The following is a 459-nucleotide window of genomic DNA, read 5'->3' as shown; positions in this document are numbered from 1 at the left end:
GTGGATACGCAGGTTTAGAAATGGTACGCTTGCAGGACCTGCTCGAAGATTATCCAAGCTTCAAGCAGCTCTGTCATGATTTTGTTTGTTATTTAAAAAATACCAATTTCTTTCATGACCCTGAAGTCAAATCTGAATAAACTACTTTTCAATTTTAAAGAAATAATTTAGAGTAATTACTCTAAATTTGCTTTTGCATAATTTTAACAAGGGATACGCAAGTGATTTCAACCAAAGCAGTGAAGCCCACTTTGCAATTTGCCTACGTAAAACTCATGATGGATGTTGTTGGTCGTGGTTTAGTAATGGCAAGCCAAGTGGACGATGAAGTACAACAGGAAGTTTCCAAGTTTCCTGTTGGCTTTATACTTTCAATGAATGTTTTTCCAAATGGACCTGCATTTGTTGCCCGAGTAACAGAAGAAAAACAGTTAGAGCTTCTCTCTAACTACAAAGGCA

1 protein-coding gene is annotated in these 459 nt (G+C 36.8%); it reads left to right on the top strand.

The features are described from left to right. Positions 1 to 221: 221 nt before the first annotated feature. The coding region (locus VG561_RS21155) for a hypothetical protein (RefSeq protein WP_423179946.1) at positions 222 to 459 on the top strand (238 nt) is incomplete at its 3' end.

Origin of the sequence: Stenotrophomonas sp. CASM110, assembly GCF_049384345.1 — a bacterium.
Lineage (GTDB): Bacteria > Pseudomonadota > Gammaproteobacteria > Xanthomonadales > Xanthomonadaceae > Stenotrophomonas > Stenotrophomonas muris.
The sequence above is the reverse complement of the archived record's forward strand: the minus strand, read 5'-3'. Positions and strand labels throughout refer to the sequence as shown.